The sequence below is a fragment of the Metabacillus mesotrionivorans genome (assembly GCF_052171315.1).
Taxonomy (GTDB): Bacteria; Bacillota; Bacilli; order Bacillales; family Bacillaceae; genus Bacillus_P.
Window position 1 is genome coordinate 695861 of sequence record NZ_JBQMFF010000002.1, and the last position, 23248, is coordinate 719108.

The following is a 23248-nucleotide window of genomic DNA, read 5'->3' on the forward strand; positions in this document are numbered from 1 at the left end:
GTTTTGAACGCGAAGGAAGCCTTCGCATGCTGCTCTATGATCCGATTTCAACTTCAGCGGGCAATACAAAGGAAGCGGCTTTCTTCTGAAACTCTTCAAAAGCAGCAATCCGCGCATCAGGATCTTTGAGCTTATCCGACAAGCGCTCCACTTCTTCTATCAGGGCGCTGCCTACAACGACTCCGTCGCACGTTTTTGTCAGTTCTTCCACATGCTGCCTTGTTGAAACGCCAAAGCCGACGAGGACAGGAACATCCGCCTCCTGTTTAACTTCTTCAAGAAAGTCGAAAATGCGCTTGTCGAATGTTTTGCGCGAGCCTGTTACACCAAGCGATGATACGCAGTACAGGAAGCCTTCAGCACTTGAGACGATTTTTTTCAGCCGGCTGCTTGAAGTCGGGGCCACCATGGAAATGAACGTCACCCCATGCTGTCTGCATGATTCCCTCAGATCTCCGCTTTCTTCAAAAGGAAGATCCGGAATCAGCAGTCCGTCGATTGTATTTTTCTCCGCTAAAGCAAAAAAGGATTCTTTTCCTAATTGTAACACAGGATTATAATACGTAAAAAGAATGATTGGAATAGTCAGACCATTTTCTCTCATCACCGGAACGAGTTCCATTGCTTTTACAATATTCATTCCTTCTGAGAGAGCTCTTTGAGATGCCCGCTGAATAACAGGTCCGTCTGCAAGCGGATCTGAATAGGGAATGCCAAGCTCAATAGCCGAGGCGCCGGCTTTTTGCAGGGCAAGTGCAAGTCCGATGGTCGCCTCACCGTTTGGATCTCCCGCTGTAATGAACGGAACAAAAAGCTTCTTATTTTGTGAAAGCAGGTTCTGCAGGTGTGTCTTCATGCTTGCCGCCCCCTTCAAAAGAATCCATTAATGTGTGGACGTCCTTATCACCGCGTCCGGATAAACAAATCATCAGTGTTTCATCCCGTTTCATCTGCTTTGCAAGGTCAAACGCCTTTGCCAGCGCATGGGCTGTTTCAATGGCAGGAAGAATTCCCTCCTCCTGCGCAAGGAACGTTAATGCTGACATTGCTTCATCGTCTGTTACACTTTCATAGGAAACACGGCCTGTTAACGAAAGATGGGCATGCTCAGGTCCGATTCCCGGATAGTCAAGCCCGGCCGAAATGGAATACGGCTCCGTAATTTGGCCGTGTTCATCCTGAAGCAGATACGTCAGAGAGCCGTGGATGACACCCTTCGTTCCTTTAGCAATCGTTGCTGCGTGAAGGTCAGTATCTGTTCCTTTACCTGCAGCCTCTACACCTACAAGGTCAACTTCTTCATCAATAAAGGCAGCGAACATGCCAATCGCATTGCTTCCCCCTCCGACACATGCCACAACTTTGTCCGGAAGAGTATTCAGTCTGCTTTGAAGCTGCTCTTTTGCTTCATCTCCTATAACTCTCTGAAACTCTCTGACCATTTGCGGGTACGGGTGTGGACCGACAACGGATCCGATCATATAAAAATGGTCTTCACAATGCTGCACCCAGTAGCGGATCGCTTCATTCGTGGCATCCTTCAGCGTTTTGTTTCCGCTGTGGACAGGAATGACCTCTGCGCCAAGCAGCTTCATCCGGAATACGTTCAGCTCCTGTCTGCTGACATCCTCCTGTCCCATGAATACTTTGCACTGAAGTCCAAACTTTGCCGCCACTGTTGCAGCGGCAACACCGTGCTGGCCTGCTCCTGTTTCAGCTATGATCTTTGTTTTGCCCATTTTTTTTGCAAGCAGCGCCTGGCCGATTGCGTTATTGATTTTATGGGCTCCTGTATGATTCAAATCCTCTCTTTTCAAGAAGATTTTTGCTCCGCCAAGCTTTTCCGACACGTTTTCTGCATAGGTCAAAGCCGTCGGGCGTCCGGAATATTCCGAAAGCAGGCGGCGGTATTCGTTCATAAACCCGCTGTCTGCAATGGCTTCCTCAAATGCCTCCTGAAGTTCAGCCAGCGGCTGCATTAGCGTTTCAGGAACATACTTTCCTCCGAATTCTCCATATCTGCCAAACTCATCCGGAAATTGATACATGCTGATTCACCCTTTCTTCAAATCTTCTGAGTAATAGCTCGTCTTTTCTCTCATTCTGTTCAATACCGCTCGACAGATCGATTCCACCAGGCGTCAATGCCAGCAGGCCATCAATATTGTCAGGACCGATTCCTCCTGCAATAAACACCTTCCTGTTCATTTCGTCTGCTGCTTTTATATAGGCAGGGACACTTGACCAGTCAAAGCTTTCCCCTGTTCCGCCAAACGTCTCTTTTACTTTTGAATCTATAACAAAACCATCGGCTGAATCTTCGTAGTCTCTCATAAGGGAGAGAGTATCCTCTTTATGGGGAAGGGCCTTCCAGACTTCCGCCCCGAACCTGCGCTTGATTTTGCCTGCTTGATCAGGGGTTTCGCTTCCGTGGAGCTGGATAACGTCAATCGGAAGTTCTCTCAGAACGCTCTCAATTTCTTCATTTGGCGCATTTACAAACACTGCTGCGAGCTTTTTCCCTCTCAGGTCCACCTTTTGCAGCCACTCCTTTACTTGGTCCGCCTGAACCCGCCTCTTGCTTTTTGCAAAAATCAGACCCAGATAGTCAGCGGAGGAGGCTGCGGTCAGTGATAAATCATGAAGGGAGCGATTGCCGCAAATCTTAATGAGAGGCTTATTCATTTTGTTTCACCGTAAAGCCTTTGGATGGCTGACGTCTGATTCTCTTCCCTCATCAGGGATTCTCCTACTAGAATGGCGTCAGCGCCCCTGCTTTTAACGGTTTCTACGTCGCTGAAAGTGAAAATGCCGCTCTCGCTCACGAGCAGCGTCTCTTTAGGCACTGCCTCACTGATTTTTTCAATTTGATGGATATCGGTTTGAAACGTCGTAAGATCCCTGTTGTTGACTCCGAGAATCTTTGGCGTGAAATGCGGCAGCAGTTTTTCAAGCACTGGCAGCGAATGCACTTCCACAAGGACGTCAAGATTCAGTTCACCCGCATGAACATAAAGCTCATGAAGCAAAACCGGGTCCAGCGCTTCACCAATCAGCAGGACAGCATCTGCGCCAATATGGCTGGACTCAATGATTTGTTTATGATCAATGATAAAATCTTTTCTCAATACAGGCAGGCTGACTTCTTCTTTTATTTGGGCGATATAATCTCTGTGCCCCTGAAAGAACGTTTCATCCGTCAATACCGACAGGCAGTCTGCTTTTCCGGCTTCATATGCCTTCGCGATTTCAACAGGATGAAATGATTCTTTGATGACCCCTTTAGAAGGAGAAGCCTTCTTAACTTCTGCGATCAGAGCCGGTTTTCTTGCAGATTGTCTGAGGGCACTGTAAAAAGACCGCTCTGAAACGCGCTTTCTTTCAGGTATATTCAGGGATTGAACTTCTTCCCGTTTTTTCTCAAGAATCTGATTAAGCATACTGTTCCTCCTTTTTGCGCTGAAGCCGTGCAAGCTGACGGTATGCCTCACCATTTTCAATCGCCTGTTTAGCAGCCGCAGCTCCTTCTTTCAGACTGTCTGCCTTTCCTGCAACGTAAAGAGCAGCTCCGGCATTCAGTGCGACAATATCGGCTGCAGCCCCTTTTTTCCTGCCTTGGAAAACGGAAAGAATTAATTCGGCGCTTTCAGACGGGCTTTCTACTTGAATGTCTTTTAGTTCCCCTTTTTCAAAACCCATTTCTTCAGGTGTGATTTCATAGCGCGTGATGTTTCCGTTTTTCAGTTCTACGACATCTGTTATGCCAGTAATGCTGCATTCATCAAGACCATCTCTTCCGGTCACAAGAAGAACGTGCTCAGAACCAAGCTCCCTGAGGGCATGAGCAATTTTCTCAGCATACTCCGCCGAAAAAACACCCATCACCTGCCGTCTTGCATTTGCAGGATTGGCAAGAGGACCGAGAAGGTTAAAAACCGTCCTGAATCCGATTTCCTTCCGGGGGTTTACTGCATGCTTCATGGATGCGTGATAGATCGGCGCGAACAAAAAGCTCATATCATATTCATGGAGGGCTCTTTTCGCTTCCTCAGGTGAGGTTTGAATCATGATTCCGAGCTGTTCAAGCACATCTGCACTGCCGCTCTTTGAGGAAACAGCACGGTTCCCATGCTTTGCCACTTTTACGCCCATTGAGGATGCCAAAATGGCGGATGCAGTTGAAATGTTGAAGGTTGAGGCGCCGTCTCCCCCTGTTCCGCATGTATCAATCACATCTTCTTTATATTCAATCCGCGTCATATGCTGCTTCATTGCTTTAGCAAACCCGACAAGTTCATCGACCGTTTCCCCGCGGAATCTGAGAATGGAAATAAAGCTTGCTATCTGACTCGGAGTTGCTTTTCCTTCCATGACCTGATTCATGGCACTCATCGCTTCCTGTTCAGACAGCGTGTGGCCTTCAATGCATTTGTTCAGCAAAGCTTTCATTCCCGTCACCCTCCTTCTGTCCGAACACTTTTTCAGCAAGCTCAATCGTTTTAATAAGCGCACTTGCTTTGTTTCTTGTTTCTTTCCATTCAAGCTCAGGCTTTGAGTCGGCAACAATTCCGGCTCCTGCCTGTACATAAGCCTTACCGCCCTGAAGAGCGATTGTTCTGATTGTGATGCAGGAATCGATATTTCCGTCAAATCCAATGTAGGCTATGCAGCCGGCGTATGCATTTCTCGCTGTCGGCTCAAGCTCCTGCAGAATCTGCATGGCACGAACCTTGGGAGCACCGGACACTGTGCCGGCTGGAAAGGAAGAAAGCAGGGCATCAATCGGATGTGTGCTGCTTTTCAGCTGGCCGGTCACTTTCGAGATCAGGTGCATCACATGCGAGAAGCGTCCAAGCTCCATTAGAACAGGCGTTTTAACTGATCCGTATTCGGCCACTCTGCCTATATCGTTTCTTGCAAGGTCCACCAGCATGTAATGCTCTGCTTTTTCCTTCTCATCCTGTCGAAGGTCTTCTTCAAGGAGCAAATCTTCTTCCTCGGTTTTCCCGCGCTTCCTCGTGCCTGCAATCGGATGGATTTCCAAATATCCGTTCTGTACATAGATCAGACGCTCAGGGGAACTCCCAATCAGCTCTGTGCCGTCAAACTTGATATAGAACATATAAGGGGAAGGGTTCACGACCCTGAGCATGCGGTAGAGATCAAATCCTCCCGCCGTTACCGGGATTTCAAACCGCTGGGAAAGAACTCCCTGAAAAATATCTCCTGAGCGGATATATTCTTTGATTTTTTCAACAGCTTCAAGGAAGTCTGCTTTTTCGAAGTTTGAAGTGACACCCTCAAAAGAAACGGATGCCTGATCTGTAGGAGACAGCATCAGGTCGTGAAAATCCCTCTTCTCGCCAAGCTTTGAGATGAGCTGGCTGATTTTCGCTTCTGCCATTCCGTAGACAGCGCGTATTCCCTCTTCCGATTCCTTGCCGGTAAGCCTTTCATATTGGATAAACGAAAGCTTCTTATCCTGATGATCATAGGCAATCATGGTCGAACAGACAAACAGCAGGCATTTTTTAAAGGAAAGATCCTGATGTTTGTGCTGCGGAACCCGTTCAAACATCGTGACAGAATCATATCCAAGATAGCCGACTGCTCCGCCGGCAAAAGGGATATCGAGGTCCGGGACCTTCACTTTTAAATACGCGTCCATCCACTTGAAAATCTCTTTAAGAGAGGATGATTCATGCAGCGTCTGCCTCTGTTTGGAACGGACACAGTAACGGTTCTTTTCTTCTTCAATAAATAAAAATGGATTTAATCCGATAAAGGAATAGCGTGACCAGGATGATTCCGCGTCTTTGCTTTCAAGCAGATAGACTGCTTCATCCTCAAACACCTTAAAGAGCTGTATCGGCGTAAAGGTGTCAACTTGAAAGGATTTGATGACGGGGATCGTCCGGAACTGTCCGCTGTCCTCTTTAAATGAGGCAAAATCAGTATGAAACAATGTACTCACTCCTCCAGCAGTGTGGAGAATAAGTATTTAGGAGGTTATAGAAGGTTGCCCGCGGTAAACAGAAAAACCCAAAAACGAGGATGACCTGTTTTTGGGTAGACGTATGCCGCAGCGTAAATATAAAAATACCTCAGCTAAACTGACTCATTCTCGGCTACCCTAAACTAAACTCTTGCTAAATGTATCGTGTCTCTTGTGTTTTCCTGATCTCTAAACTCAGCTAACGCACTGGAACATATTAGAAGCTCTCTTCTAATTTCTATTCTTGAGAACTATGTTAATACAGCTTTTGAAAAGTGTCAACGAAAGACGTCCCAGCTGAGACGTTTATTTTCCTGAAAGGTCCGGCCTTAAAACCGTCGCTTTTCCCTGATAAACATGTTTGACTTCCTTTTGGCTAAGCGGTGTTTCAGCCGTCATCATGACCCTTATGCACTTCTCGAGGCTTCCTTCAACCGGAATCTCCTGCATGCACATAACAGGGACATATTCCCATCCATCAAAATTCCGTAACGCTTTAGCAGGAAACACAGTGTTCAAATCCGCTGTTGTTGAAAACAGGACGGACGTCACATCTTCAGCCTTCACATGATTGAGATCGATTATCTCAAGAAGCAGCGCTTCTGTTGCCTGTATTATTTCCTTCTCGTTGTTCTGCTGAACGGTTGCAGCTCCTCTTATTCCCCGAATCATACAGTTCCCTCCTGTCTCCATTTTTCCAGCAGGGATCTTAAACGGTCTTTTTCAAAAGCTTGCATTCTGCATTCTCCGATTGACTGAAGAAGCACCATTGTGATGGTTCCCGAGCTGGCTTTTTTATCTTTCATCATTTTGCCGAGGAGCAGGTCTGTATCAAGATGGCTCGGAACTGCTGTTGGAAACCCGAGTTCACCAAACCACGATTTAATCTCTTCGTACGGAAGATCCGCGCCGAGAGTCAGATTACTCAGCCATAAAGCAAACAGCATGCCTGCTGCGACTGCGTCACCGTGGCTGATCTTCCCGTATCCTGCTCCTGATTCAATTGCATGACCGAGGGTGTGGCCAAAATTCAGATGGGCCCTCACTCCTGATTCTTTTTCATCTTCTTTAACGACAGCAGCCTTTACAGAAATGCCTTGCAGGATCATCCGCTGCAGCATGGAATCATTGATTCTGCGCACATCATGTATCTCACGACTCAGCCATCTGTATAACTCTTCATTTCCTATCAGCCCATGCTTGATGACTTCTGCAAAGCCTGACCGCAGTTCGCTTTCCGGCAGAGATTCAAGGAAGTCAAGATCATAAATGACAGCTTCTGGCTGATAAAAGGCACCAATCATATTTTTCCCTTCCGGATGATTGACGGCCACTTTACCGCCAACTGCGCTGTCATGGGCAAGCAGCGTTGTAGGAAGCTGGATAAAAGGGATGCCCCTCATATAGGTAGCAGCGGCAAAACCTGCGAGATCGCCAATAACGCCTCCGCCGAATGCGAGAATGAGAGATTTTCTGTCAAGTCCTTGCTTCAGGGCAAACGTTTGAATGTCATAGTACGTTTGAAATGACTTGCTTTCCTCTCCGCTCGGAACGGCATAAACATCGGACGGGAATGAGCTGACTGCCCGCATCAGCTTATCCCCGTATAGATTCAGAACAGCTGAATCGGCAATAACCAGGATTCTGCTTGGGTTTAACCGCTCCAGCTGCTTCATTAATTCTGTTTCAATCACACCTGCCCCGACAATAACAGGGTAGGAACTTGCAGAAGTTTCAACAACAAGCTGTTTCATTAAAATTCCCTCGCGTACTCGCGGATTTCCTGAATTTCTTTTTGCAGGGCGTCTATACGGTCAGAGCCGAATTGTTCTACTATGGCTGATGCAATTTCCCATGCGACAACAGCTTCAGCCACAACACTTGCAGCAGGAACTGCACAGCTGTCCGAACGTTCAATACTTGCAGAAAACGGCTCTTTTGTTTCAATATCAACACTTTGCAGCGGTTTGTAAAGGGTAGGAATCGGCTTCATGACTCCTCTGACCACAATCGGCATGCCCGTCGACATTCCGCCTTCAAATCCTCCGAGACGGTTCGTTTTGCGGGAGTAGCCCTGTTCTTTTGACCAAGTAATTTCATCATGCACTTCGCTTCCGAATTTTCGTGCAGCCTCAAAGCCCATTCCAAATTCAACGCCTTTGAAAGCATTGATGCTGATGATGGCACCCGCAATTTTCGAATCAAGCTTGCGGTCATAATGGACGTAGCTGCCTACTCCTGCAGGCATCCCTTCAACAATCACTTCTACAATGCCTCCGATTGAGTCTCCGTTGCTCTTGGCATCATCAATCGCCTGCATCATTTTAACGGCAGCATCCTCATCCAGGCATCTGACCGGCGATTCCTCTGTTACACGCTGCAGTTCTTCAATTGAAGAGTATTCTGTCTTTTCTGCTTTTACAGAACCGATTTCCACAACATGACCTGCCACTTTGATCCCAAGTTCTGCGAGCAGTCTTTTAGCGACTGCGCCTACAGCTACTCTGACCGTTGTTTCACGGGCTGAAGACCGCTCAAGCACATTGCGTATATCGCGGTGACCGTATTTAATGGCACCATTTAAGTCAGCATGACCGGGACGGGGGCGGCTGATCTGACGCTTGATCTCCTTTTCCTCGCCTTCTTCTAAAGGCTCAATCCCCATAATCTTTGTCCAATGCTTCCAATCATTATTTTCAACAACGAGTGCAATTGGAGAGCCAAGCGCTTTTCCGTGGCGGATTCCGCTTGTAATCTGCACCTCATCTTTTTCTATCTGCATTCTTCTTCCTCTGCCATGTCCTTTTTGTCTGCGCGCAAGATCGCGGTTGATGTCCTCGGCAGTAATAGCAAGTCCTGCCGGCACTCCTTCCACAATTGCAGTTAACTGAGGACCATGTGATTCTCCTGCTGTTAAGTATCTCATCTAAAGCTCTCCCTTCATCGCACTAACGCTTTTAAGTAACACTATATCATATCCTACTAAGGATGAATAGAAAGATTTACAGTTGTTTTTTTCTGTAGAAAAAAGTGCCTGCCGATTCCAGACCATATGTATGGGCATGAAAAATCTGCTCTGTGCTTCCAACAAAGAGGATTCCCCCCGGTTTCAGCGCATTTGAGAACTTTTCATAAATGGTTTCTTTCGCCGCTTCTGTAAAATAAATCAGGACGTTGCGGCAAATAATCAAATCAAAGCCGCTTTCATAACGGTCTGAGAGAAGATTATGCTTTTTGAACTGCACCGACCTTTTCAGGTCATTCTTAATTTTATAGCCTGTCCCATCTCCTGAAAAGTATTTGCCCCTCATTCCGTCCGGCAGCTCTGACAGGCTTCTTTCAGGAAAAACCCCCGCTTCCGCTCTTTTCAGTACCGTTTCATCCAAATCTGTTGCCAGAATGCGGATATCTGACAGGGCAGAGTACTTTGACAATATCATGGCAAGCGTATAAGGCTCTTCGCCGCTTGAACAGGCCGCACTCCACACCTTTAGCGTCCCGGGCTTTTTGATCATGTCCGGAAGAAGCTTAGTTTCTAGCATTTCCCACTGTTTTTTATTCCTGTAAAACTCTGTGACGTTTATCGTCATTTTGTCAAGCAGCTCAGCCAGCAGCTCCGGCTCTTTCCGCAGACGTTCACTGTAGTCCCGAAACCCGCTGCATCCTCTTTTTATGTAGAGGGAAATTAATCTTCTTTTCATCTGCGCTTCCTTGTAGAGCGACAGATCAATCCCCGTCATCCTTTTAATTTCGTTTATAAACTGCTCGTATTCCATTAACGTTTCTCCTCTGCACATGCATTATGTATAGTATATCGGATTTGGAGAACGACTTGTGAAATGAGTTTTAAAAAATCTGAAAAATCAGGTTAGATAGATGTTTCAAGCGTACCCAGCTCCTTTTAGCTTACTGTCTCGGGGGGAGGTAAGAAAGTTTGTTAGTTTGTTTACCCTCTGATATCGATTTACAGTTTGGAAGGGTACGATTCGGGACTTTGCTTACCCTCCGATATCGTTTTACGGTTTTGGAGGGTACGATTCGGGACTTTGTTTACCCTCCGATATCGTTTTACAGTTTTGGAGGGTACGATTCGGGACTTTGTTTACCCTCCGATATCGTTTTACAGTTTTGGAGGGTACGATTCGGGACTTTGTTTACCCTCCGATATCGTTTTACAGTTTTGGAGGGTACGATTCGGGACTTTGTTTACCCTCCGATATCGTTTTACAGTTTTGGAGGGTACGATTCGGGACTTTGCTTACCCTCCGATATCGTTTTACAGTTTTGGAGGATACGATTCGGGACTTTGCTTACCCTCTGATATCGATTTACAGTTTTGCAGGGTACGATTTGGGACTTTGCTTACCCTCCGATATCGTTTTACGGTTTTGAAGGGTACGATTGAGAAGGTTGCTTATCCTCCTGTCGTTTTACGGTTTTAAGGGGTACGATTTAGCCCCTTCCTCCCATCATTCATCAAAGAGGAAGAGGTTCTATCCGCTTGCTCTAGTCGAAAATAAATAAAAGCCAGCATCTCTGCTGGCTTTTCATGCGGATCAGTAAATCCAAGTATGAATATCTTTATCGTATTCTACAAGCTCTTCAGCTTTGAAGAATAAGCCGATTTCGCGCTCTGCGCTCTCAGGAGAGTCAGATCCGTGAATGATGTTCTTTCCGACAAATAAACCATAGTCGCCTCTGATTGTACCCGGCAATGCTTCGGCTGGTTTGGTTTTCCCCATCATCGTGCGTGAGATTTCAATCACATTTTCCCCTTCCCAAACCATTGCGAAAACTGGTCCGGATGTGATGAATTCAACTAATTCACCGAAGAATGGCTTGCCGTTATGTTCCCCGTAGTGCTGTTCAGCAAGAGATACAGGGATCTGCATCAATTTTGCCCCGACTAAATGTAAACCCTTACTTTCAAATCTGGAAACGATTTTACCGATAAGCTGACGCTGAACGCCATCAGGCTTGACCATCATAAATGTTTTTTCCATGTTAATTTCTCCACCCCGCGATTGTTATGTATGGGCTTTCATGGCCCATGGAAATCGTACCATTATTTCACTATTTTCGCAATCGCATGGAGCGGATGAAATTAAAATTTTCTTTTTCCAATATATTTTGCAATGCTTGAAAGAGCTGATCTCGCTCTGTTTCTTGGGAGCTCGCTCAGGATTTTGAAACCCTTCTCAAGATACATATCGCTGACCTTTACAGACCGGCTGATCGCATCAGACGCTATGATGGCACGGATGACTTCATCCATCTCCTCTTTCGTCGTTCTGCTGTGCACCTTGCTGATTTTCCGCTTCAGTTCGTCATCTTCCATTGCATAAAGAACCGGAAGCGTAATATTCCCCTGAAGCAGATCTCCCCCTACCGGTTTTCCGAGTTCCTCTTCTGTAGAAGTAAAATCAAGGATGTCATCTGTAATCTGAAAAGACATGCCGACATAATAGCCAAACAGAAACAGTTTTCTGTGAACAGATTCCGGCACACCTCCTGCGATCGCCCCTAGCTGGCAGCTTGCAGCAATCAAAAGAGCCGTCTTCCGCTTAATGCGTCTCAAGTAGACCCGCAGGTTCTGTTCATAGTCATATTTGTCTTTGATCTGCTCAATTTCGCCAAGCGAAACTTCTACAATGGTTTTGGAGAGAATCTGGTGGGCGGCAACGTTCTCGAGGGATGTCATAATTTCAAGTGATCTTGCAAACAAATAATCTCCGGTGTACATGGCAATGCGGTTGTCCCATTTCGCTTTAATCGTAGGTTTTCCGCGTCTTAGTTCAGCATCATCGATGACGTCATCGTGCACAAGTGATGCCATATGTATAATTTCAAGTGCAATGGCTACTTTTTTCACTTTTTCAATATCATATTCGCCAAACATGGCCGAAAGCAATACAAAAACAGGGCGAATCCGCTTTCCCCCTGCCTGAAGAAGATGCAGCCCTGCCTCGCTTAGCAGAGGCTCTGTGGAGCTAACCGTTTTTTCAAGTTCCTGTTCGATCAGATCGAGATCTGCATTTAGAAACGAATACGCCATTTTAAATTTCATTCAATTCACCTAAATACTCGCATTTTTAAATCCGGATGAACCTGAGCGTGCTGGAAAAAATAAGTGCAATTCCTGTGAGACCCGTGTTACAGGCCGCATAAGGTACTCGTCCTTTTCTACTTTACACCGAGATGCATCGCTGCAACTCCGCCTGTATAAGGTTTTACTTCCACGTCATTAAAGCCGGCATCCCTGAACATCCGGGCAAGCTCTTTCATGCCCGGGAAGTCTCTTGCAGACTCCTGAAGCCATGAGTACTCGTCATAGCTTTTGGCAAACAGCTTTCCAAACAGCGGCATGACAAACCTGAAATAAGCGTAATATGCCTGTTTAAATCCTATCATCGTCGGCTGTGAGGTTTCCAGGCAGACGACTTTCCCGCCCGGCTTGACTACACGGTGCATTTCTTTGAGGACTGTCATATAGTCAGGAACGTTCCTGAGGCCAAATCCGATTGTGACATAATCAAAGGTATTGTCAGCAAAAGGCAGCTCCATCGCGTTTCCATGAATCAGTTCGATGTTTGAATGGGCTTTGATTTTTTCTCTTCCGATCTTCAGCATATTGTTGCTGAAATCAAGACCGACCGCCCTGCCTTCAGGACCGACAGCATCTGCCATGGCAATCGTCCAGTCTGCCGTCCCGCAGCATACATCAAGGGCTGCCGCTCCCCTTTTTACGTTCATTCGCTTCATCGTTTCCCTGCGCCATGCTATATGGCGCTGAAAGCTGATAACGGAATTCATTTTGTCATAGTTCTTGTAGATTTTCTCAAATACAGAGTGTACTCTTTCCTCTTTTGACTGCTGCATGTTATAACCCTTCTTCCGCAAGCGTAGTGTATCTCATCTCCTGATTATACTTAAAAGACTGCAGCCTCGCCAAGAGAACCTTCTGAAGAGAAGACGGCTGCTGAAAACTGCTTTCGATCAAGGCTGCCGTTTCTTCAAAATAACGGTTGCAGAACTCTTTTAAATAGACACCCGTCCATTCAATGGCACCGGCATTCTTTTTCTTTTTGGCAGAATCACCTGTGCGGTGATGAGATTCTGAGCTGTATTTGCTTTTTTCAAGCAGGAGGCGTTTGTATGAAAGAAACGCAGTCGTAAGCCTTGAGAATATGCCGGCCTGAATATAGTCTGACACATGCTCAAACAGGGAGGTTTCCACTTTAAGCAGGCTTGCTGTGAATGAATCAAAATCAGCCGTCGATTGTTCGTAAAGACGGATTTTGTGTTCATTGATTTCTTTTATTGCCGTTGCTAACGTCCGAATCATTCCGATATCCTGCATTTCAGAAAGAAGCGCGTAATAGAGTCCGCTGAAATAATCCCCGGCAAGAACAATAAGCTGTCTTTGCTTGAACTCTTCCTGCCTGAGATGAGCAGACGTTGAGACTTCATCATGAGTATCAAGGGCAATTTGCACAAGCATCGCAGTAATGATGTAATTTTCTTTCTTTTCCTCCGAAAGATCCGTCTGATCAAACAGAGCATAAAAGAGAAGCAATTTATCTTCATCAATCATTGGAGAAGGTATATATTTCGCTAAAAATGGATGAGTGAGTTTTACATGTAATGCGTCTTTGATTTTAGCTAATTGTACATAGATGTCTTGCAAATGAATCACCCTTGTCCCCACGTAAGAAATTTTTTCGGAAAGCCAGCAATAGCAACAACGTTCGTCATGCTTAGTACTGATTATTATACCATAAGTGCGCCGGGCGGAGTATTATCTTCTGGAATCGCTCTCTATTTCTCCGTGGCCTGTCTGAATAAGCGCTTTGCCCCTGATTTTAATGGCAGATGTGTGTTCTGTAAATTGCGCAATCATTACTTCGCCTTTATCAAGTTTTTCAGAATGATGAAAGCGGGTATCCGACCCCCGCGTAAGCCCGATTACGTTTACTCCGTCTTCGATTGCTTTAATCACAAGGAAATCATTTGTATTTTCTTTCAAGCAGGTTCACCCCCGTTTTTATGTAGTTGTTTATTCTTTTATAAATGAAAGAACTTCGGCTCTGGCAGCAGCATCATTTGTAAAGACGCCTCTGACAGCTGATGTGATCGTTTTGCTCCCTGGCTTTTTGACGCCTCTCATTGTCATGCACATATGTTCTGCTTCCACGACAACCATAACGCCGTGCGGCTCAAGTGAATCGACGATGCTTTCCGCAATAGTTGATGTGATTCTCTCCTGCAGCTGAGGTCTTCTGCAAACGGCTTCAACTGCTCTTGCAAGCTTGCTCAGTCCGGTTACTTTTCCGCCTTTGGGTATGTATGCGATATGCGCTTTTCCGAAGAAAGGGACGAGATGATGCTCGCACATGGAGTGAAAAGGGATATCTTTTACTAAAACGAGTTCTTCGTGATCCTCTCCGAACACGGTTTTAAAATGTTCCTTTGGATCCTCGTTAAGTCCTGAAAATACTTCCGCGTACATTTTTGCGACTCGTTTCGGAGTATCAAGCAGCCCTTCGCGGTTAGGATCCTCACCTATTGCTTCAAGGATCAGCCTGACCGCCTCTTCGATCTGCTGTGTGTTGATTTGCCCCATACTTTTCCTCCCGGTAACAAGTTATTTGATACAGATTCTAGCACAGGTGAAAGATTAAAAGCAAAGAATGATGCACGTTTGCTCTGTCAGCATAAACTTCCTGCAGGCTTCTTCATCTTTCTCAGCACAAAGGAAAAGCCCCTATAAAAGGGGCTGTCCATTTGTTGTGTATGTATTTTATGCATCATACACGGGTAAGAGCACATTATTTACCGGCTACAGCATCTTTAAGAGCTTTACCTGGTTTGAACGCAGGCACTTTGCTTGCTGCGATTTCGATCTCTTCTCCAGTTTGCGGGTTGCGTCCTTTACGAGCCGCGCGCTCACGTACTTCGAAGTTACCAAAACCGATCAATTGTACTTTATCACCGTTTTTAAGTGCATCCAAAAGTGTATCGAAAACAGCATCAACCGCTTTCGTTGCATCTTTCTTAGACAGTTCGCTAGCTTCTGCTACCGCGTTGATTAGTTCTGTTTTATTCATGCCTTTCACCTCCTCCCAAAGTTTGTTGTCAGATTCAGCATAAATCCATTCTGTTAAATTCATTTCTTCACAGATTCTGCGAAATCTATACATGATAGAAACGCATTTTACTGTGAACACGCTAATCTTATCCGATTAACGCATGAAATTCAATGTTTTTCCGCATGAATAGTGGGTTTCCAGGAAGATTGCACCAATGCAGAAAATAATTTCTGATAGTAGATTAACACATCAGGTTTCGCTAAGCAAGGAGAAACCTCAAGAAAACCTTTATAAATCAGGCATTGAGGCCACTCCAGGCGAACGTGCATTCTTGCCGGGACTCTATTTTACAAAAAAATGATGAGAGAAGCAAATACTATTTTAAAATATGTAACAACATACGCCGAACATTATTGCATATAAGGGGGTACGAAAGCGAATATTTTACTGAAATATATTTTTGTAACCGGTTTGTCATCTGGCTGAAAACTATTATTAAAGACAAAAAGACAGCCACCTAAAGTGGCCGTCTTTTTGGGAAAGCTTATAGGATAATCGCGATTAATCCGCCTGATCCCTCGTTAATGATGCGTTCAAGCGTCTCTTTCAGTTTGTATCTTGCATTCTCAGGCATCAGTGACAGCTTTGCCTGGATGCCTTCTCTTACTATTGAGCTGAGGCTGCGGCCGAAGATATCAGAGTTCCAGATCGACAGCGGATTGTCTTCGAAGTCCTGCATCAAGTATCGGACTAATTCCTCACTCTGCTTCTCTGTACCGATAATCGGCGCAAATTCAGACTCAACATCCACCTTAATCATATGGATAGAAGGTGCAACTGCTTTCAGGCGCACTCCAAACCTTGCACCCTGCCTGATGATTTCAGGCTCATCAAGGCTCATGTCGCTGAGAGCCGGGGCAGCAATGCCGTAGCCGGTCTGCTTTACCATTCTGAGAGCATCTGCGACTTGATCATATTCAGCTTTTGCATAGGCAAAATCCTGCATGAGCTGAAGGAGATGATCCTTCCCTCTTATCTCAACACCCACGACCTCTTTTAAAATCTGATCATATAAATCATCCGGAGCATAGAGGTCAATTTCAGCTATTCCCTGACCCATTTCAATTCCGGCAAGGCTTGCGCGGTCGATAAAGTCGTATTCACTGAAATAGCCGACGACTCTGTCCACATCTCTCAGTCTTTTAATATCCTGAACGGTATCTTTTACAGCCTCCTGGTAGCTTTCGCGGAGCCAGTGGTTGTCGCGCAGTACCATTACCCAGCTCGGGAGATTGACATTAACCTCAAGCACAGGGAATTCATAAAGCGCTTCGCGGAGAACGTTCATAACATCTGTTTCGCGGATGCTCTCCACACTCATGGCCAGCACAGGAATATCATACTTTTCACTGAGCTGTCTCCGGAGCGTTTCCGACTCAGGATGATACGGCTGGACCGTGTTGATGATCATAATGAACGGTTTGCCTACTTCTTTCAGCTCTTCAATCACACGTTCTTCTGCTTCTACATAATCTCTTCTTGGAATCTCTCCGATTGAACCGTCTGTTGTAATAACGACGCCGATTGTGGAGTGCTCCTGAATCACTTTTCTTGTTCCGATTTCAGCTGCTTCATGAAACGGAATCGGTTCTTCGTACCAAGGCGTATTGATCATTCTCGGGCCGTTTTCATCTTCATATCCTTTTGCTCCGGGAACCGTGTACCCGACACAGTCCACCAGTCTGATATTAACGTCAAGCCCCTCTTCAACATGGATCGAAACCGCTTGATTAGGGACAAATTTAGGCTCTGTTGTCATGATGGTTTTGCCTGCAGCACTTTGCGGCAGCTCATCCTGCGCGCGTGCCCGGTCTGACTCGTTATCAATATTCGGAAGCACAACCTGCTCCATGAATTTTTTGATAAATGTAGATTTGCCTGTTCTTACTGCTCCTACTACTCCAAGATAAATATCGCCGCCTGTGCGCTCTGCGATATCTTTGAAAATATCTACCTTTTCCAAGTGATCCCCTCCCGATCATAGGCTTCTTGGGTTATTGACCGTCTGCTTTTTCGTGTTTAGGACACTATATATTTATGACGTTGTCCTATTTCTTTATGACAGTGATCTGAAATTTTTTTCTTGGTTCATTTTATGAACAGGTTTTTTTATAAATGAAAAACCCTTCTTTCAGAGTTTATTTCCCGAAAGAAGGGTTCATGACTTAATTATTTAAAAAGACAGGTTCATTTTTTTCATTAACTGTATAAGGCAATGAAAAAGCAGGAACAAATGGAGAGTCCTTCACGAGGACATTACGGATATCTTCTCCAGCTTTGTATTCTTCCTTGCCTTCGTTCAGCTTTTTGTACAGGTCAATCCGGTAATCAGCATATACTTCGCCTTTATTGTCAATCACAAACGGCAGTGACTCTCCTGAGTAAGGGCTGACAGCTTGAGGGGCTTCTTTGTACCCGAGTTTTTTGTAATCCAGAGTGAACACGTTTTCAGCGACTACATCCTTGTAGGGAGGATATCCGTTTGAAGCTTTATACACATTCAGCCTTGTTTTAATATCCCGGATCGTCTCTGACATTCTGAGATCAATCAGCTTAACAGTCGGATTGTCCTCTACATCAACAAGCACATACAAGTACACGCCGCCGTTTTCATAAGAAGTTCCCGGCGGTTCAGCCATATATTTGGGAGCAATCTGGCTGAAGTCTACAGGGTATTTTTGATAGACTGGCGTTGTCATATCACGCGTTTTGATGGGAAGAAGGCCTCCTGAATCTTCTCTGAACCGGTCGACTGAATTCTGCACGGCTGCAATCTGATCCTCATACGGGACCTGATTCTGATTCAGCTGCTCCTCAGGATAAAGACAGCCGGATAATAGCATAAGCATGGTAAAAACGGTTGCAAAAATAACAGGCTTTTTCATGAAAATCTTCCTTTATGTAGAGAATTCCTTATTCATTAACGGGTCCGCTGAACACAACAAAAAAGATCAGAAGTCCTGCAAGAATCATAAAAAAGTAGGCGATTGCGGCAAATGCGCCTTTTAAAAACCCTTTCATTTTAAATCTGCTTAAATAGATTGCGAGAATGGCGATAAACATAAATCCCATCGATGCAAGAGCAATCCACATTTTCATTAACGCTGGACTCATTTCTTGTTTTACCTCCCTATCGTTTCGAACATATTATAGCATATATTTCAAAAAGCGGAATTGCCTGGTTCAAAGGCAATTGCTTCACCCTGATTCATTCAGCCTTCAAACTATTCAGAACGCAAAAAAACCGAAGTAAAGAGGGGGCAGCTCTACTTCGGTCATGCGTTTGCACCTGACTAATCGGTACCCATTGTTTAGAACAACTCATGATTTACTACGATGCATTTTATGCGAATATCAGAGCATTTGCATCCTCTAATGCCTAATTTCACTGAGAAATTCGTCAAAAAGGATACGTAAGTATACAGTTCAATGCTTTCATGTTTCACGTAATTGCACCTAGTGGTCCGTTTTCATGAGATTGATGAATAGGCTTCACAAACTCAAGGTATAGTATGCAGCCCCAAACCCATGTGCCACAAGGTCAGCAGCGATTTTCACTGATATTCACAAGATCTTCCATTTCATGTGTTTTCACTCTCGCCATCAGCGAGTCCACAGCGTCCTTCACTTCTTTCCCGTTAAAAAGAACGGCATAGAGCGCTTCTGTGATCGGCATTTTCACATCAAATTTTTGAGCGAGCTGGTAAGCCGCTTTTGTTGTGCGCACGCCTTCTACGACCATGCCCATGTTTTCAAGAACATCTTCAAGCTTCTGGCCTTTGCCGAGCAGATTCCCCGCTCTCCAGTTTCGTGAATGAACGCTTGTGCATGTTACAATTAAATCCCCGATCCCTGTCAGTCCTGAAAACGTAAGAGGATTGCCTCCCATGATGCTTCCGAGGCGGGCGATCTCAGCAAGCCCTCTTGTGATAAGAGCCGCTTTTGCGTTATCCCCATATCCAAGTCCGTCTGTAATACCTGCTGCAAGAGCAATAATATTTTTAAGCGCACCGCCAATTTCCACCCCGATGACATCAGGGTTCGTGTACACTCTGAAATGCTGGTTCATAAACAGGTCCTGTACAAGCTCGGCAGCTGCAAGGTTATCAGATGAAGATGTAACAGTCGTCGGCTGCCTTAGCCCGACTTCTTCAGCATGGCTTGGCCCGGACAGAACGACGACGTCCTGAAGGAGATCTTCAGGAACTTCTTCTTTAATAATCTCCGAAATGCGCAGAAGACTGTCAGGCTCGATTCCTTTGCTTACGTGAACGATTGTCAGCTTATGGCTGATTACTTTGATAACATCCTGAAGAACTTCCCGTATGGCTTTTGTAGGAACGGCGAGAACGGCAATCTGCACATCCTGAAGGGTTTCTCTTAAATCAGTGCAGCCCTTGATGTTATTTGAAAGCTCTATATCAGGGAGATACTTTTGATTTTTATGCGTTTCATTAATTTCCTGAATTAACTCCTTGCGGTGACCCCATAATCTTATATCGTGCTGATTGTCTGCGAGAACAAGGCTTAGAGCAGTGCCCCAGCTTCCCGCGCCAAGAACGGCAATTCGCTGCATCTTCATTCACCTCTATTATTTTCTGGCCCGTGTAAAGATCTTGATCGGTGTGCCTTCAAATCCAAATGCATCCCTGATGCGGTTCTGAAGGAAACGCTCATAAGAAAAATGCATCAATTCGGGTTCATTGACAAAAATAGCAAACGCAGGCGGCTTGACCGCAACCTGAGTAGCGTAGTAAATTTTCAGTCGCTTGCCTTTATCTGTCGGCGCCGGGTTCATGGCGACTGCATCCATGATGACATCGTTCAATACAGTGGTCTGAACGCGCAGAGCGTGGTTTTCACTTGCACGCACAATTTGCGGAAGCAGTGTATGAATGCGGCGTGTTGTTTTTGCCGAAAGAAAAACAATCGGAGCATAATCAAGGAACTGGAAGTGGTCTCTGATCTTCACTTCAAAGTCCTTCATCGTTTTTTCATCTTTCTCAACAGCATCCCATTTGTTTACTACAATGACAACGGCACGGCCTGCTTCATGAGCATAGCCCGCAATGCGCTTATCCTGCTCGATAATGCCCTCTTCTCCGTCTATGACGACAAGAACGACATCCGAGCGGTCAATGGCCTTAAGGGCGCGAAGCACGCTGTATTTTTCCGTTGATTCATATACTTTCCCTTTTTTCCTCATTCCAGCTGTGTCGATGATTACAAAATCCTGTCCTTCGTAGCGGTAGCTTGTATCGACCGCATCACGCGTAGTGCCGGCAATGTTGCTGACGATAACACGCTCTTCACCAAGCAGGGCATTGACAAGGGAAGATTTCCCGACATTCGGGCGGCCGATCAGGGAAAATTTAATCGTTTCCTCATCATATTCTTCTGTAACAAGGTTTTTAAAATGCTCTGCCACGGCATCTAGCAAATCACCCAGGCCCAGGCCGTGGGAGCCTGAGATCGGAAACGGCTCGCCGAATCCAAGCGCATAAAAGTCATAAACACTCGCTCTCATATCAGGGTTATCAACTTTGTTTACAGCAAGAACGACAGGCTTTTTGCTGCGGTAAAGAATTTTTGCGACTTCTTCATCTGCAGCTGTGACACCTTCGCGGCCGTTCGTCATAAAGATGATGACGTCAGCTTCATCAATCGCGATTTCAGCCTGCTGGCGGATCTGTGCCAGAAACGGTTCGTCGCCAATGTCAATACCGCCTGTATCAATCACATTAAACTGATAGTTCAGCCATTCTCCTGAACTGTAAATTCTGTCACGTGTTACTCCCGGGATGTCTTCAACGATAGATACACGTTCTCCGACAATCCGGTTAAAAATCGTTGATTTGCCGACGTTCGGGCGTCCAACAATTGCAATTACGGGTTTAGCCATAGCGATCTTTCCTTTCAGCTTACAATTTACGTTTTATGTTAAACAGGCAGCATCAGTCTCATTTTCTGTACAATAAGCTTTTTCAAAAAACTCAGGCTGTACAATGCAGCCTTTCTGACCATGATAACAAGACTCGGGGAAGAGCCTTCATGAAAGAAACCCTTCTCTTTTAGGAAGGGCTTAACTTTTATATATTAGCAGAGATTATCATGTTGTACAACTCAATGCTTGACAATTATGTAAAGATCCTCGCCGATTCCATGAGCAATGCCATCCAGTATGGCTTCAAGATTCTTTGCGAAAAAATCCATTTCTTCTTTGTCTTTCACAATAAAGACAGCCGTCCCTCCTGCTACCTTCGCCGGGTTGGTCGTCACTGCAGCGAGTATATACTTTTCAAGAGCTGTGTTCACTTGACCGACCTGCCTTCATTATTTGCTTTTGACTCACTTGGCATGCGAATGGCATTCTCAAGGGTAGGCACCTCGCCAATGACGGTTTTTGCAAGCTCTCTGTCTCCGCCCTGCGGAAGGACAAAAACGCCAAGACGGCCGTCATCAAGGTCTCTTTTTGCCAGCGGAACAAGTGAAGGCTCTCCGGAATCGCGATGTACGCCGAGGGCTGTAGACACATCATGAAGGATTGCCTGCCTCTGACCCAGATTGGCAATTGTATTTCGGGCGTTGTAATTTTTTGGAGTCAGCACAAAGCCCATGCCGTATTTTAAGACAGCTTCCTGTTTGTCTGGAACCCCGATGTTCATAATATAAATATTATCTACATAAAGTCCGGCCCCTTCAAAGTGAGGCGCTACATATTCAATGTCCACAATGTCTTTAAGCTTGCTTCCTGCCATCAGTTTTTTTGAGACGAGCAGACAAACCACTCCAGCTGCAATTGCTGCCCATACATTGAGCACTATGTAGACAAGCGTTACAAGAAGAGATGTAAAAATCACAAGATAATTCCGGCTTTCAAATGCGACGGCAATTCCTTCAATATAAGTAGCACCGCGCGGCACAAGTTCATAGCCGTCAAGCTCTGTTAATGTATTCCGCTCCATGTTTCTTACTTCCCTGAACTGTGAAGCTGCAAGGGTTAAAAACGTGATGGCGGTAAATTCTTCTTCCATGATTGCCGGAATCGCAATTGTGCCAAGACCGGCCGCTATGACTCCAAGCGCCACATGAATGATTTTTCCGTGAAGATAGGTGGGATACTGCCTGTAATCAGTCCGAAGCATATACAGTCTTGTAAATACCCCAAATGCTACACCAAAGATGATTGGTAACGTATATTCATTCATCCTATGCCTGCTTCCCCCTTGCTGCTTTCTGAAGAATTTGATTCAAGGCAGCCATTGCCGCTTCCACGTATGTCCACGCGCAGACTGACAGCAGACTGACAGCCGCCATATTCATGTAGTCATAGGATCCAATGGCAAGGCCGCTGTAAAACCTGCTTAAGATCCCAAAGAACAAGACATCTCCATGAGCCATTGCCACAAATAAGAAGCCTAAACGTTCATGGATACTTTTCCCAAGATAAATCGCTAATATACTTAAAAGACCGGTCACGACATAGAACCTGTCCACCGCAAACCAGACCGGATCAAACAGTTCCACTAAGTGAACAGCTGCATAAGCCGCAGACATCGTCATCACTGACAGAAAGGAATAGAGCTTTCTAGGTGACTTCGATATAAGATAATACCCCGACAGCAAAGTCAGAACGAACGGCACACTGACCGTAAATGGAGCGACCTCTGCAGTCATCTCTCCTGTTATGATGAATGTCAGCATCAAAAATGAAAGAAAGGTGCGATTTGCAGATTTTTTCATAAAAAACACCGCTATGATCCATGCTCCCCACAAAATCCAATAGTAAAATACGTTCTCCACTCTTCTCACTCCTATTTCTACCAGTATGGCTGCATTCTTAATTCTTTAATCCATAATCCCGGCAAAAATTTTGCTGATGAAGCAAGCGGCATTGAGTCATACTAAGCCATAAAAGGAGGGAAAAACATGGGACGCGACAGACAGGAAAAGAAACTGAAACAAAGCAGACGAGTGGAATCTGACAGAGATCAATCGTTAACTTATAAAGGCGCTACATCACTTGAAAGTCCGGAAGAATCGAGAGCTCGGAATAAATAATCTTCAAAAGCGGAAGCGCCAAGGCCCGCTCCGATAGGCAGAT

Annotated in this window: 26 protein-coding genes; 1 reads left to right on the forward strand and 25 read right to left on the reverse strand. The window is 45.4% G+C overall.

Annotated features, from left to right (window positions below; all coding sequences use genetic code 11):
* Positions 1 to 34 precede the first annotated feature (34 nt).
* From trpA to ACTSEZ_RS08655, 25 genes are all read right to left on the reverse strand, one after another.
* Entirely contained in the window at positions 35 to 856 is an 822-nt protein-coding gene (trpA, locus tag ACTSEZ_RS08535) for a tryptophan synthase subunit alpha (RefSeq protein ID WP_369733754.1), read from the reverse strand.
* Positions 819 to 2048, reverse strand: a complete 1230-nt coding sequence (trpB, locus tag ACTSEZ_RS08540; protein ID WP_369733755.1) for a tryptophan synthase subunit beta — start codon at positions 2046 to 2048, stop codon at positions 819 to 821. The genes trpA and trpB overlap by 38 nt, the downstream gene beginning before the upstream one ends.
* A complete protein-coding gene (locus tag ACTSEZ_RS08545) occupies positions 2029 to 2685 on the reverse strand; it encodes a phosphoribosylanthranilate isomerase (RefSeq protein WP_369733756.1) in 657 nt (218 codons plus the stop codon). The genes trpB and ACTSEZ_RS08545 overlap by 20 nt, the downstream gene beginning before the upstream one ends.
* Entirely contained in the window at positions 2682 to 3440 is a 759-nt protein-coding gene (trpC, locus tag ACTSEZ_RS08550) for an indole-3-glycerol phosphate synthase TrpC (protein WP_369733757.1), read from the reverse strand. Before trpC ends, ACTSEZ_RS08545 begins: the two co-directional genes overlap by 4 nt.
* On the reverse strand, positions 3433 to 4449 hold the full coding sequence (trpD, locus tag ACTSEZ_RS08555) for an anthranilate phosphoribosyltransferase (protein ID WP_369733758.1): 1017 nt from the start codon (positions 4447 to 4449) through the stop codon (positions 3433 to 3435). The genes trpC and trpD overlap by 8 nt, the downstream gene beginning before the upstream one ends.
* Positions 4421 to 5965 (reverse strand): anthranilate synthase component I, encoded by a 1545-nt coding sequence (trpE, locus tag ACTSEZ_RS08560; protein WP_369733759.1) that lies wholly within the window; start codon positions 5963 to 5965, stop codon positions 4421 to 4423. Before trpE ends, trpD begins: the two co-directional genes overlap by 29 nt.
* A 336-nt stretch (positions 5966 to 6301) precedes the next feature.
* Positions 6302 to 6667, reverse strand: coding sequence for a chorismate mutase (gene aroH / locus ACTSEZ_RS08565; RefSeq protein ID WP_369733760.1), 366 nt, complete (start codon positions 6665 to 6667; stop codon positions 6302 to 6304).
* A complete protein-coding gene (aroB, locus tag ACTSEZ_RS08570) occupies positions 6664 to 7749 on the reverse strand; it encodes a 3-dehydroquinate synthase (protein WP_369733761.1) in 1086 nt (361 codons plus the stop codon). Before aroB ends, aroH begins: the two co-directional genes overlap by 4 nt.
* Complete coding sequence (gene aroC / locus ACTSEZ_RS08575) at positions 7749 to 8921, reverse strand: chorismate synthase (protein ID WP_369733762.1); 1173 nt, start codon at positions 8919 to 8921, stop codon at positions 7749 to 7751. The genes aroB and aroC overlap by 1 nt, the downstream gene beginning before the upstream one ends.
* A gap of 76 nt (positions 8922 to 8997) precedes the next feature.
* Positions 8998 to 9771: a CheR family methyltransferase gene (locus ACTSEZ_RS08580; protein WP_369733764.1), complete on the reverse strand. Its 774-nt coding sequence runs from the start codon at positions 9769 to 9771 to the stop codon at positions 8998 to 9000.
* A 780-nt stretch (positions 9772 to 10551) separates the two neighbouring features.
* Positions 10552 to 10998: a nucleoside-diphosphate kinase gene (gene ndk, locus ACTSEZ_RS08585; RefSeq protein ID WP_029280253.1), complete on the reverse strand. Its 447-nt coding sequence runs from the start codon at positions 10996 to 10998 to the stop codon at positions 10552 to 10554.
* Positions 10999 to 11099: 101 nt separating this feature from the next.
* On the reverse strand, positions 11100 to 12062 hold the full coding sequence (hepT, locus tag ACTSEZ_RS08590) for a heptaprenyl diphosphate synthase component II (RefSeq protein WP_369733765.1): 963 nt from the start codon (positions 12060 to 12062) through the stop codon (positions 11100 to 11102).
* A 116-nt stretch (positions 12063 to 12178) separates the two neighbouring features.
* Positions 12179 to 12874, reverse strand: a complete 696-nt coding sequence (locus ACTSEZ_RS08595) for a demethylmenaquinone methyltransferase (RefSeq protein ID WP_369733766.1) — start codon at positions 12872 to 12874, stop codon at positions 12179 to 12181.
* A gap of 1 nt (position 12875) precedes the next feature.
* Positions 12876 to 13691, reverse strand: coding sequence for a heptaprenyl diphosphate synthase component 1 (locus ACTSEZ_RS08600; protein WP_369733768.1), 816 nt, complete (start codon positions 13689 to 13691; stop codon positions 12876 to 12878).
* 102 nt (positions 13692 to 13793) lie between these two features.
* A complete protein-coding gene (gene mtrB, locus ACTSEZ_RS08605; protein WP_342826604.1) occupies positions 13794 to 14021 on the reverse strand; it encodes a trp RNA-binding attenuation protein MtrB in 228 nt (75 codons plus the stop codon).
* Between the two features lie 30 nt (positions 14022 to 14051).
* Positions 14052 to 14618, reverse strand: coding sequence for a GTP cyclohydrolase I FolE (folE, locus tag ACTSEZ_RS08610; RefSeq protein ID WP_342826602.1), 567 nt, complete (start codon positions 14616 to 14618; stop codon positions 14052 to 14054).
* Between the two features lie 205 nt (positions 14619 to 14823).
* Positions 14824 to 15102, reverse strand: a complete 279-nt coding sequence (gene hbs / locus ACTSEZ_RS08615; protein ID WP_029280242.1) for a non-specific DNA-binding protein Hbs — start codon at positions 15100 to 15102, stop codon at positions 14824 to 14826.
* Positions 15103 to 15628: 526 nt separating this feature from the next.
* A complete protein-coding gene (spoIVA, locus tag ACTSEZ_RS08620; protein ID WP_029280240.1) occupies positions 15629 to 17107 on the reverse strand; it encodes a stage IV sporulation protein A in 1479 nt (492 codons plus the stop codon).
* Positions 17108 to 17309: 202 nt separating this feature from the next.
* Entirely contained in the window at positions 17310 to 18029 is a 720-nt protein-coding gene (locus ACTSEZ_RS08625; RefSeq protein ID WP_369733769.1) for a YphF family lipoprotein, read from the reverse strand.
* Positions 18030 to 18057: 28 nt separating this feature from the next.
* Positions 18058 to 18258 carry a DUF2768 domain-containing protein gene (locus tag ACTSEZ_RS08630; RefSeq protein WP_203287659.1) on the reverse strand — a complete coding sequence of 67 codons (201 nt, stop codon included), beginning with the start codon at positions 18256 to 18258 and terminating at the stop codon, positions 18058 to 18060.
* A gap of 427 nt (positions 18259 to 18685) precedes the next feature.
* Positions 18686 to 19720, reverse strand: coding sequence for an NAD(P)H-dependent glycerol-3-phosphate dehydrogenase (locus ACTSEZ_RS08635; protein WP_369733770.1), 1035 nt, complete (start codon positions 19718 to 19720; stop codon positions 18686 to 18688).
* 15 nt (positions 19721 to 19735) lie between these two features.
* Positions 19736 to 21046 carry a ribosome biogenesis GTPase Der gene (gene der, locus ACTSEZ_RS08640; RefSeq protein WP_369733771.1) on the reverse strand — a complete coding sequence of 437 codons (1311 nt, stop codon included), beginning with the start codon at positions 21044 to 21046 and terminating at the stop codon, positions 19736 to 19738.
* A 221-nt stretch (positions 21047 to 21267) separates the two neighbouring features.
* The gene (locus ACTSEZ_RS08645; protein WP_029280230.1) at positions 21268 to 21459 is read right to left on the reverse strand and encodes a capping complex subunit for YIEGIA; all 192 of its coding nucleotides are present in this window, start codon (positions 21457 to 21459) and stop codon (positions 21268 to 21270) included.
* Positions 21456 to 22352: a YIEGIA family protein gene (locus tag ACTSEZ_RS08650; protein WP_369733772.1), complete on the reverse strand. Its 897-nt coding sequence runs from the start codon at positions 22350 to 22352 to the stop codon at positions 21456 to 21458. The genes ACTSEZ_RS08645 and ACTSEZ_RS08650 overlap by 4 nt, the downstream gene beginning before the upstream one ends.
* A gap of 1 nt (position 22353) precedes the next feature.
* On the reverse strand, positions 22354 to 22947 hold the full coding sequence (locus ACTSEZ_RS08655; RefSeq protein WP_369733773.1) for a YphA family membrane protein: 594 nt from the start codon (positions 22945 to 22947) through the stop codon (positions 22354 to 22356).
* 126 nt (positions 22948 to 23073) lie between these two features.
* Here ACTSEZ_RS08655 and ACTSEZ_RS08660 point away from each other — a divergent pair, with 126 nt between their 5' ends.
* On the forward strand, positions 23074 to 23205 hold the full coding sequence (locus tag ACTSEZ_RS08660; protein ID WP_369733774.1) for a YpzI family protein: 132 nt from the start codon (positions 23074 to 23076) through the stop codon (positions 23203 to 23205).
* Positions 23206 to 23248 lie beyond the last annotated feature (43 nt).

What these genes read in the sequence shown, in the direction of transcription:
- ACTSEZ_RS08650 (WP_369733772.1), bottom strand. Translation starts at nt 22,352, where the DNA reads ATGAATGAATATACGTTACCAATCATCTTTGGTGTAGCATTTGGGGTA.
- ACTSEZ_RS08595 (WP_369733766.1), bottom strand. Translation starts at nt 12,874, where the DNA reads ATGCAGCAGTCAAAAGAGGAAAGAGTACACTCTGTATTTGAGAAAATC.
- der (WP_369733771.1), bottom strand. Translation starts at nt 21,046, where the DNA reads ATGGCTAAACCCGTAATTGCAATTGTTGGACGCCCGAACGTCGGCAAA.
- trpD (WP_369733758.1), bottom strand. Translation starts at nt 4,449, where the DNA reads ATGAAAGCTTTGCTGAACAAATGCATTGAAGGCCACACGCTGTCTGAA.
- hbs (WP_029280242.1), bottom strand. Translation starts at nt 15,102, where the DNA reads ATGAATAAAACAGAACTAATCAACGCGGTAGCAGAAGCTAGCGAACTG.
- folE (WP_342826602.1), bottom strand. Translation starts at nt 14,618, where the DNA reads ATGGGGCAAATCAACACACAGCAGATCGAAGAGGCGGTCAGGCTGATC.
- ACTSEZ_RS08545 (WP_369733756.1), bottom strand. Translation starts at nt 2,685, where the DNA reads ATGAATAAGCCTCTCATTAAGATTTGCGGCAATCGCTCCCTTCATGAT.
- ACTSEZ_RS08630 (WP_203287659.1), bottom strand. Translation starts at nt 18,258, where the DNA reads ATGAGTCCAGCGTTAATGAAAATGTGGATTGCTCTTGCATCGATGGGA.
- ACTSEZ_RS08625 (WP_369733769.1), bottom strand. Translation starts at nt 18,029, where the DNA reads ATGAAAAAGCCTGTTATTTTTGCAACCGTTTTTACCATGCTTATGCTA.
- aroB (WP_369733761.1), bottom strand. Translation starts at nt 7,749, where the DNA reads ATGAAACAGCTTGTTGTTGAAACTTCTGCAAGTTCCTACCCTGTTATT.
- trpA (WP_369733754.1), bottom strand. Translation starts at nt 856, where the DNA reads ATGAAGACACACCTGCAGAACCTGCTTTCACAAAATAAGAAGCTTTTT.
- hepT (WP_369733765.1), bottom strand. Translation starts at nt 12,062, where the DNA reads ATGAAATTTAAAATGGCGTATTCGTTTCTAAATGCAGATCTCGATCTG.
- trpB (WP_369733755.1), bottom strand. Translation starts at nt 2,048, where the DNA reads ATGTATCAATTTCCGGATGAGTTTGGCAGATATGGAGAATTCGGAGGA.
- ACTSEZ_RS08580 (WP_369733764.1), bottom strand. Translation starts at nt 9,771, where the DNA reads ATGGAATACGAGCAGTTTATAAACGAAATTAAAAGGATGACGGGGATT.
- trpC (WP_369733757.1), bottom strand. Translation starts at nt 3,440, where the DNA reads ATGCTTAATCAGATTCTTGAGAAAAAACGGGAAGAAGTTCAATCCCTG.
- aroC (WP_369733762.1), bottom strand. Translation starts at nt 8,921, where the DNA reads ATGAGATACTTAACAGCAGGAGAATCACATGGTCCTCAGTTAACTGCA.
- ndk (WP_029280253.1), bottom strand. Translation starts at nt 10,998, where the DNA reads ATGGAAAAAACATTTATGATGGTCAAGCCTGATGGCGTTCAGCGTCAG.
- ACTSEZ_RS08660 (WP_369733774.1), top strand. Translation starts at nt 23,074, where the DNA reads ATGGGACGCGACAGACAGGAAAAGAAACTGAAACAAAGCAGACGAGTG.
- aroH (WP_369733760.1), bottom strand. Translation starts at nt 6,667, where the DNA reads ATGATTCGGGGAATAAGAGGAGCTGCAACCGTTCAGCAGAACAACGAG.
- ACTSEZ_RS08635 (WP_369733770.1), bottom strand. Translation starts at nt 19,720, where the DNA reads ATGCAGCGAATTGCCGTTCTTGGCGCGGGAAGCTGGGGCACTGCTCTA.